The sequence below is a fragment of the Streptomyces sp. NPDC058289 genome, assembly GCF_042880975.1.
GTDB classification, from domain to species: Bacteria; Actinomycetota; Actinomycetes; order Streptomycetales; family Streptomycetaceae; genus Streptomyces; species Streptomyces stoeckheimensis.
Genome location: NZ_JBHVYI010000169.1, coordinates 1 through 9,195, shown reverse-complemented (window position 1 = coordinate 9,195; position 9,195 = coordinate 1). Strand labels below are relative to the sequence as shown.

General features: G+C 74.6%; 7 protein-coding genes. 1 reads left to right on the top strand and 6 read right to left on the bottom strand.

What is annotated here, in order from left to right; genetic code table 11:
• On the bottom strand, positions 1-965 hold a 965-nt coding region (locus tag ACFVX6_RS40075), incomplete at its 3' end, for an ATP-grasp domain-containing protein (protein WP_389699520.1).
• A 294-nt stretch (positions 966-1,259) separates the two neighbouring features.
• On the opposite strand from ACFVX6_RS40075, the gene ACFVX6_RS40070 reads away from it, so the two are divergent.
• Positions 1,260-2,936, top strand: coding sequence for a glycosyl hydrolase (locus ACFVX6_RS40070; RefSeq protein WP_389699519.1), 1,677 nt, complete (start codon positions 1,260-1,262; stop codon positions 2,934-2,936).
• Between the two features lie 14 nt (positions 2,937-2,950).
• On the opposite strand, the gene ACFVX6_RS40065 is transcribed toward ACFVX6_RS40070, so the two are convergent.
• The 5 genes from ACFVX6_RS40065 to murJ form a co-directional block, all read right to left on the bottom strand.
• A complete protein-coding gene (locus ACFVX6_RS40065) occupies positions 2,951-4,093 on the bottom strand; it encodes a GNAT family N-acetyltransferase (RefSeq protein WP_389699518.1) in 1,143 nt (380 codons plus the stop codon).
• Positions 4,090-4,803, bottom strand: a complete 714-nt coding sequence (locus tag ACFVX6_RS40060; RefSeq protein WP_389699517.1) for a lipopolysaccharide biosynthesis protein — start codon at positions 4,801-4,803, stop codon at positions 4,090-4,092. Before ACFVX6_RS40060 ends, ACFVX6_RS40065 begins: the two co-directional genes overlap by 4 nt.
• 99 nt (positions 4,804-4,902) lie before the next feature.
• The gene (locus ACFVX6_RS40055; protein ID WP_389699516.1) at positions 4,903-6,300 is read right to left on the bottom strand and encodes a glycosyltransferase; all 1,398 of its coding nucleotides are present in this window, start codon (positions 6,298-6,300) and stop codon (positions 4,903-4,905) included.
• Complete coding sequence (locus ACFVX6_RS40050) at positions 6,297-7,073, bottom strand: polysaccharide deacetylase family protein (protein ID WP_389699515.1); 777 nt, start codon at positions 7,071-7,073, stop codon at positions 6,297-6,299. Before ACFVX6_RS40050 ends, ACFVX6_RS40055 begins: the two co-directional genes overlap by 4 nt.
• Positions 7,063-8,841: a murein biosynthesis integral membrane protein MurJ gene (gene murJ / locus ACFVX6_RS40045; protein WP_389699521.1), complete on the bottom strand. Its 1,779-nt coding sequence runs from the start codon at positions 8,839-8,841 to the stop codon at positions 7,063-7,065. The genes ACFVX6_RS40050 and murJ overlap by 11 nt, the downstream gene beginning before the upstream one ends.
• Between the last annotated feature and the right edge of the window lie 354 nt (positions 8,842-9,195).

Below are 9,195 nucleotides of genomic sequence, written 5' to 3'. Positions count from 1 at the left end.
GCGCCCGCCCCGGGGGGCGGCGCCGGGGGGCGGCGCGGGAGCGAGCGGCCGCGCACCGCCGCGAGCAGGGCGTAGTTCTCCGCCACGAAGACCCGGCCCGGTCCGCCGGACGGCTCCGGGACCCGCTGGCCCGTCAGGTCCAGGTACATCGCCTGGACCACGTCCAGGCCGCCCGCGTCCGTGAAGAGCCTGAACTGCGCCCCCGGACGCGGGTTGAAGTCCACCAGGCGGAAGACGCCCTGCTCGTCCCGGCGGAAGTCCAGGTCCAGGATCCCCTGGTAGCCGAGCCGCTCGGCGAGCCGCAGACCCGCCTCCTCCACCGCCGGATCCGGCAGCCACCGCCCGACCGCCGTCAGCCCCGTCCGCACCGGCCAGGACAGCTCCTTGCGCCCCGAGCCGGTGATCAGCGGACGCCCGCCCCGGGCGAACGCGCCGTGGAAGAACCAGTCGGTGTCCGGCCCGGCCGGCAGGAACCGCTGGAGCAGCAGCCGGCTCCCCGCCTCGGCCGAGCGCTCGTACAGCCGCCGCGCCTCGGCGGCCGCGTGGAGCAGCGTGGTGCTGCGCAGGCCCGTGCCGGAGGGCAGCAGCCACGGCCGGCTCCACTTGGCGATCACCGGCAGGCCCAGCCGCCACGCGGCCTCCGCCGCCTCGGCCCCGCTCGCCGGGATCACGGTCTCCGGGTGCGGTACGTCCCACCGGGCGCAGAGCCGCGACAGCTCGGCCTTGTCCGCCACCCGCGCCGGCAGGTCGTCGGGCTGATGGGGGATCCGGAAACGGTCCGTCAGCATCGGTGCGACCCGGGACACCGCGATCGCACTGAGGTCGTCCATGGCGATGAGCACCGCGGGGCGGCCGATCTGTTCGGAGACCCCGGTCAGGCACTCCAGCAGCGCTTCGGGCGCCTCGGGGTCGAGTCCGCCCGAAGGTCCGGGATGCACGGCACGCAGGTAGCGCGAACGCCCCATGGGACCTCCCCCGGCCTCGACTACGGCATGGACCTCCACACCCGCGCGCCCAAGGGATCTGACGGCGCCGAGGGTTCCGTGGTGGAACGGATTCCGATCGAGTCTGAGCAGAACTGCGGGCACTTGGCTGGGATGCGCGTGCATGGGAACGGTGTCTTTCACCTAGTCGGACCAAGCGGGGAGGGTGCGCAGGTGCGAATGGCCTACGCGGAGGTCACCGGACAGGCCATTCGTCAGATGTGATGTCTAACGTCTTTGGTAAGCACACCGATTCAGGAAAGCTCGGGAGACGCCATGCCCAGACCACGCCGCCGACTGGCGAGCACCTGCATCGGAACGGTGACGGCCGGACTGCTCGCCACCGGCGCCGCGCTCGCGGCCCCCGAGGAGCAGAGCGCGCAGTCCGACATCGCCATGGGTGCCTACCTCGACTACGGGCCGCCCGGAGTGGCCCGCATCCCGTTCCTGTCGAACTGGCTGGGCGGCAAGGAGATCCGGGTCGGGCACACCTATCTGCCCGGCGACCAGTGGGCCGGCATCGAGGGCGGCGTCAGCTTCCTGGACGACTGGGCGCGGTGGCGGCGCCAGCGGGACGACCGGCTGTTCGTCCTCAACGTGCCCATGCAGGAGCGGAACGAGGACCGGGTCCCCGACCGCCAGGTGGCCCAGCTGATCCGGGCGGGCGCGGAGGGCCACTACGACCGGCACTTCAAGAAGCTCGCCGAACGACTGGTGGCGCTGGGCGTCCCGGACACGGTGATCGTGCTCGGCTGGGAGATGAACGGGATCACGTACACCCACCGCTGCGGACCCGACCCGGAGAACTGGAAGGCGTACTGGAAGCGCATCGTCAACACGATGCGCTCCGTGCCCGGTCAGAAGTTCAAGTTCGATTTCACCCCGAACCGCGGCACGGACGCCATCGGCTGGACCAAGTGCTACCCGGGTGACGACGTGGTCGACATCGTCGGGATGGATTCGTACGACCAGGGTCCCGGACGGAACTTCGACGACCAGATCAGCCAGCCGTACGGACTCCAGCAGCACGTCGACTTCGCGCGAGCACACGGCAAAGAGATCTCGTACCCGGAGTGGGGGCTGTTCCGCAACGGGGACAACCCGGAGTACGTGCGGCGCATGCTGCAGTGGATCGAGAAGCAGAAGCCGCTCTACCACACCATCACCGACTACTGCCCGCACGGCGTCTGGCAGTGCAAGCAGAACCCGGCCTCGACGAAGGTCTTCCGCGAGGCGCTGACCCCGCAGCGGCCCGACCCGGTCATCCCGACCCCGGTCGTCCCCACCCCCGTGGTGCCCACGCCGGTCGTTCCGACGCCGCAGGTCCCCACGCCGGAGATCCCGACGCCGGTCGTCACCCCGCCGGTCGTGCTCCCCAGCCCGGAGGTCCCGAGCCCGGTCGCCCCGAGCCCCGTCGCCCCCAGCCCCGTCGAGCCCAGCCCGGCCGAACCCAGCCCGCTGGTCCCGAGCCCGGCCGTCCCGAGCCCCGTCGAGCCCAGCCCGCCGGTGCCGAGCCCGGTCGCCCCGAGCCCCGTCGTACCGACGCCCTCGCCCGTGGTCCCGAGCCCGGAGGTCCCGGTCGAGCCGAGTCCGGCCGTCCCCAGTCCTGCCGTCCCCAGCCCGGTCGAGCCCAGCCCGGTCGAGCCCAGCCCGCTGGTCCCGTCCCCCGAGGTCAGCCCGGTCGTCCCCGAGGTCCCGGCGAGCCCGAGCCCGAGCGCCAGCCCGAGCCCGGTCGTGCCCAAGCCGAGCCCCGAGGTCCCGTCCCCGTCGCCCTCGCCGCTCGTACCGAAGCCCGAGCCGTCCCAGCCGCCCAAGCCGACGACACCGCCCGTCAACAGCACGGAGTGGTGCGTGCCGATCAACTTCGGCGAGTGGCTCTCCAAGCTGGTCGGCAAGCAGTCGGTCTGCATCAAGGTCGACTGGGGCAGGGAAACCGGCTTCTGGCCCTTCTAGGCGGAGCGTTCGGGTCATCGGACCCGCAGTTCGTTGATCCGCGCCCGCCAGTCCCTGGCGGCCGGCAACGCCTCCCGCAGTGCGTCCACCGCCCGCTCGCGCCCCGTCACCTGCGACTCGTGCAGTCGCAGCAGGGGCGCGAGCGCGGTCGTGGCCAGCAGGAAGCGCTGGTTGACCACCGTCCGCGGCCGCCAGTGGTTCTTGTACGGTTCGTTGCCGCGCAGGAAGCTCACCACCGGGCGGCCTTCGGCGAGCGCGCGGGTGGCCTCGTAGCGCAGCAGCAGCGTGGCCACGTCCACCTTGCGGTCCCGCAGGTCGGGATCGGCGCCGTAGAGGTATCCGCCGCTGAGCGCGCCCGAGAGCAGGGTGAGGTTGGCGGCCACCACCTTCCCGTCGAGCCGGAACTCGGCCAGCCGCCCCTCCCCGGCGCGCACCATCCGCCGCGTGGCCCGGGTCAGGTGTTCGGCGAAGCGGGGCTTGAGGTGTTCGGGGGTCACCCCGCGGCCGCGCCACTGCTTCTCGTGCAGCCGCAGCAAGGTCCGTACCGCTCGCGGCACTTCCTGCTCGGTGACCTCGTGCTCCTCGATCCCCGCCGCGTCGGTCTTGCGGAGCTTGGCCCGCACCCGCTGGGCGCCGGAGGCCGGCATCCGCTTGACCAGCTCGTCGAAGGGCATGGACGGCAGCTCCATGCAGGTGGAGTCGGTGAGCTTGCTGCCGATCCCGGGCCAGGCCGCGAACACGGCCTCGGCGGCGGCCCCCGGCCGCACCTCGCGCAGGTCGACGACCGCACCCCGGGCGGCCCGGTGCAGCCCGTTGGCCAGGGCCGGGACGACCTGGTCGGCGTGGGCCGCGGCCACGAGCACGTCGAAGTAGTCGGTGATGCCCCCGCCGAGGGGCACGAGCAGCGGCAGCGGCCGGTGTACGAGCATCAGCGCGGCCGCGCCGACCAGCTCCTCACCGCGCCGCACGAGGACGATGCGGAGCCGGCCGTCCTTGCCGTAGGACAGCCACCAGGAGTGCAGCCAGGCGTGGCTCTGGAACGGGGTGGCGGTGGGACAGCCGCGGACGAGCCGGTTCCACGGCTCCTCCAGCGCGGCGAACTGCCGGGGGTCGCGGCACAGCGTCACCGACAGGGCCCCGGCGGAGCCGGTGGTCATCGCACCGACTCCTTCTCCTTGGCCGCGGCGGGCTCGCCCTGCGCGGGCAGCGAGGCGTACTCCTCGACGGTCTCCGCGGCGGTCTCCGTGATGCTCTCCGCGGCGGGACCCTCGCCGCGCCGCCGGGCGGCGGTGGGCCGGGCGAGCAGCCACAGCCCGCCCAGCAGCCCGCCGGCGCACAGGCCGACGGCCCCGCTGAGGGTGGGGGACGCGGAGGCGGGGTCGCTGGGCGCGACGGCCTGGTTGAAGAGGAGCAGCTGCACGCCGGTGTTCTTGGCGGCCTGGTTGCTGCTCAGCGACAGGGCGTCGGCGACGGCGTTGGCGATGTCGGCGGCTTCGCCGGCGCTCTTCGCGGTCCCGGTGATGGCGATCATCGGGGACTCGGGGGAGGTCTCGGCGCGGACCTGGGTCCGCAGCTTCTGCACGCCGATGCCCGCGCGGGGCTGGGCGTACGCGAGGGTCGAACTGCTGGTGGCGATGCGGGCGTAGGCCTGGGCGAAGCCGAGGGCGGTGGCCGGCTCGGTGGTGTCGTCGGGGACCGCGACGACGTAGCTGGTGGCGGCGTACTCGGGGGCCTTGAGCACCCCGTACGCCCCGCCCGCGGCGAGCCCCAGCAGCGCGGCGGCGGGCAGCGGCCACCACGCGGGCGGCGGCAGCAGCCGTACCCGGCGCCGGTGGGTGGACTTCTTCTGGTCGGCGTTGTCCGCCATGTGCGTACCTCTTTCCTGGTGGACGGGTGCTTGCTTCGGGGCCCGGTGCGGGCCCTTACGGGCTCGGATCAGCCGATGTCGCCACCGGCGGGGGCGAACTCAGCCCGCCGGGGGCAAATCCAGCCCCTCCGGCGTTTGAGGAGCAGGGGTCCGGGGACTGGTGCCCGGCAACGACGCCGCACGGTCCGAACCGGCCGGGGCCAAATCCAGCCCCTCCGGCGTCAGGTCCAGCCCCTGCGGCGTGTGAGGAGCAGGGGTCCGGGGACTGGCCCCCGGCACCGGCGCCGCACGCTCCGGACCCGCCGGGTCAGCGGCCCGAGGCCCCCGGCCGGGACCGGGCAGCGCCCCCGCTCCCCGAGCCCCGGCCGCGGGACCGGCCATCGCGTGGTCGTACACGTGCAGCAGCTGCGCCGCGCTCCGGGCGATGTCGTAGCGCCGCACCACCCCGGGCGGCGGCAGCCGCTTGGCGCCGGCCTCCATGTGCCCCCGCAGCGCCGCGACGAGCTCCTCCGTGCCGGTGCCGATCCGCCGCGCCCCCGGTGCCTGGGCCGCGGGCAGGTCGTCGATCGCCGGGCAGGTGACGTGCAGCACCGGCAGGCCCGCCGCCAACGCCTCGATCACCGCCAGTCCGAAGGCCTCCTCGCGCGAAGGGGACACGAACACGTCCATCGCCGCGAGCAGCGCCGGGATCCCCGGGGTCCGCCCGTCCGTGCTGTCGCCCAGCGGGTCCCGCTCCCCCAGCAGGTGGATCCGGCTCTGCGCCCCCAGCTCGGCGGCGAGCCGGCGCAGCGCCGCCCGCTCCGGCCCGTCCCCGGCGAGCAGCAGGTGCGCGCCGGGCAGCGCCGCCACCGCCCGGACCAGGACGTCGAAGCGCTTGCCCGGCACCAGTCGGCCGACGCCGCCGACCACGAAGGCCCGCTCGGGCAGTCCGGTCCGGGTGCGGGTGGCTCGCCGTACGCCCTCGTCGAAGCGGAACCGCACGGCTTCGATCCCGTTCGGCACCACGTGCACCCGCCCGGCCGGCACCCCCCAGGCCTCCAGGCGGGCCGCCACCGTGTCCGATACGGCCACGGTCGCAGCTCCCAACCGTTCGCTCGCCAGGTACAGGGCCCGCACCCCGCCCGAGAGCGGCCGGCCCTCGATCTCGCCCGCCCCCAGGGAGTGTTCGGTCGCCACGCTCACCCGCACGCCCGCGAGCCGGGCCGCGAGGCGCCCGTACACGCAGGCCCGGTACAGGTGGGTGTGGACCAGGTCGTAGCGGCCCCGCCGGATGAACTTGGCCAGCTTCGGCACCGCCCCCAGGTCGCGGTTGCCGCGCATCCCGAGGTGGACGACGCGGACCCCGTCCGCGCGCAGCCCCTCCGCGACCGGGCCGGGGTTGGTCAGCGTCAGGACGTCGCAGCGCATCGGCATGTGCCGCAACAGCAGGCGCAGTTGCTGCTCGGCGCCGCCGACGCCGAGTCCCGTGATGACGTGCAGCACCTTCTCGGGGCTCACAGGTGCACCGCCCTGCGCAGCTCCCGCACCTGGTGGCGCACCTGCTTGATCCGCAGCCTCGGGCCGCCGTCGGCCTGGCTGATGTGCGTACGGGGCATCGCGTGGGGTCCGGCGAGGCGGCCGGGGTCGATGGCGCAGGCGTAGCCGTACCCGGCGGCCCGGGTCGCGGCGACGACCCGCGCGTCGAGGTGCCCGTACGGGTAGCAGAATCCGGCGGGCAGCGTCCCGGTCAGCTCCCGGATCAGCTCGCGGCTGCCGCGCAGCTCCTGCTGCAGTACGTCGTCGGGGGCCGCGGTGAGGTCCTGGTGGAGCAGCCCGTGCGAGCCGATCTCCTGTCCGGCGGCGGCGACTTCGCGGATGCCCTCGGCGGTGAGGAGGGGCTTGCGGGGGCCCAGCGGGTCCCAGACGTTGTCCACGCCGAGCCGCCCGGGCAGTACGAAGAGGGTGGCGGTGCAGTCGTAGCGGCGCAGCAGCGGCAGTGCGCGGGTCAGGAAGTCGGTGTAGCCGTCGTCGAAGGTCAGCCCGACCAGCCCGGCGCCGCGCCCGGCGGCGCGGGCGCGCAGAAGTTCGCCGACGGAGACACCGCGCAGTCCCCGGGAGCGCAGCCACAGCAGCTGGGCCTCCAGCGCGTACGGGGTGACGGTGATGCCGTACGGGTCCTCGGCGGGATCGGTGAACTCGGCGACGGAGTGGTACATGAGGACCCACGGCGAGCCGGTGCGGCGGGCGGGGGCCGCCGCGGCGGGGCGCGCCGTTTCGGTGTCAGCGGACATTGCGGAACCTCTGGGTGAGCTGGGAGGTGAGGTGAGCGGTGAGCTGGGCGAGCTGGCCCGGCAGGGCGGTGACCTCCAGGGCCCGTATGGCCATGCCGGTGGCCCCGAACATGGCCGGGACCAGCAGGCAGCCGAGGGCGGCGCTGACCAGCGGGTCGGGGATCATCGGCCCGGCGATCCAGCCGGTGGCGCAGGCGGCGAGGGCCGCGACGGAGAGCCGGCCGATGCTGACGGCGACCCGGCGGACCTGGATGGCGATGATCCGCGAGCCGAGGCCGGTGAGCAGCAGTGCGGCGGTGGTGGAGATGCCGGCGGCGTTGGCTGCGGCGATCCCGTAGGTGCCCCACCAGCCGACGGCGAAGGCTCCGGCCACGATGTTGACGAGGAGTCCGGCGCCCATGGCGAGGGCCGGGAACCAGGTGGGCCGGGCGGTGGAGAAGAAGGGCCGCGAGAGCGCCCCGACGAGGCAGTGGCCGAGCAGGCCGAGTCCGTAGACCCGCATGACGGAGGCGGTGGCCTCGGTGTCGGCGTGGGTGAAAGCCCCGCGTTCGAAGAGGACTTGGATGATCTGGGGGGCGTACCCGATGACGAGCGCGGTGCCCATGAGGACGGCGAGCGAGGCGAGCGCGAGGTCCTGCTCGACCCGCCTGCGTGCCTTCTCCCGCTCCCCGCCGGCCATGGCCTGGGCGACGACGGGGAAGGTGACGGTGCAGATCATGAGGGAGAGCACCATCGGCATCTGCGCGACTTTTTGGGCGTAGTTGAGGTGCGAGATGGCGCCGGGCGGCAGCGAGGCGGCGAGGAACCGCTCGACCAGGACCTGGGACTGCCGGAAGACGGCGAAGAAGATCACCGGGGCGATCACCCCGAAGGCGATCAGGGTCGGCCGGTCCCGGTCGCGCTGGCTGCGCGGGGCGCCCTTGGCGCGGGGCGGCCCGAAGCCCACGTTGCGGATGAAGGCGGGCAGTTGGACCAGGGCCATCAGGACGCCGCCGACGGCGACTCCGGCGGCGGCGGCGCGCACCCCCCACAGGGCGTGCAGGGCGACCATGGTCCCGATGATGCCGACGTTGTACGACACGTAGATGGCGGCGGGCGGCACGAAGGAGCGGTGCGCCCTGAGGGCGGCGCTGAAGTAGCCGGCGATCCCGAAGGACAGCATGGTCAGGGCGGTCATCCGGGTGCATTCGACGGCGAGCCCGGGGTCGGGCAGCCCCGGCGCGAGCACGCCCACGACGAGCGGCGCGGCGATGATGAGCACGGAGGCCACGGCGGCCAGGAGCACCAGCAGCCGGGGCAGCGTGGCGCCCACGAGCAGTCGTACGGGATCCTGCGCGCGGGCCTCCTGGCGGGTGAGCCCGGCCCTGCTGGCGGCCCGGCGGGCCAGGGCGTGGCTGAAGGCGGGCACCATCAGCAGGGCCATGGCGTCCTCGATGAGCAGCGTGGAGGCCATCTCGGGGACGGTCCACGCGATGAGGAAGGCGTCGCTGTCGTGCCCGGCTCCGAAGAGGTGCGCGATGGTCTGGTCGCGGACCAGCCCGAACACCGCCCCGGCGGCGGTCAGTCCGGCGGTCACGGCGGCCGCTTTGGCGAGCGCCCCGCCGCTCCCCGACCGGGCCCCGTCACCCGGGGCCTTCCCGTCGCCGCTCCGGCGCCCGCCGCCGACCGCCCCGCGCCCTGCGTCGGCGCCCGTGCCCCGACCGGTCCCGGTCCGTACGGACCCGGCCGCCGCAGCGGCGACCGGGTCCCGGCCGGTCCCGGTCGCCACGGGCCCGCGCACCGCTCCGTTGGTGAACGGCTCCACGTCCAGCGGCGCGCTCCCGGGGAGCCCGGTCCCGAAAGCGGCCCCGGACCCGATGGCCCCGGACCCCGCGGGCACCAGCCCCGGCGCTGCCGCGCCCCGGTCGAGGCCCGGCCCGGACCGGCCGGTTGCCACCACGCGGCCCGCTCCGGCGTCGCCGGTGGGGACGGGAAGGCCCACGTGTGCGGCTCCGCGCCCGGCGGACAGCGGGCCGCCCGACGCGGCCACCCGGCCCGCGGCCTCGGCCGGGCCCGTGGCCTGCGCACCGGCGGAGCCGGGGGCCACGGGCGGGACGGGCGGGTGCGGCGGACGGCCCGCAGC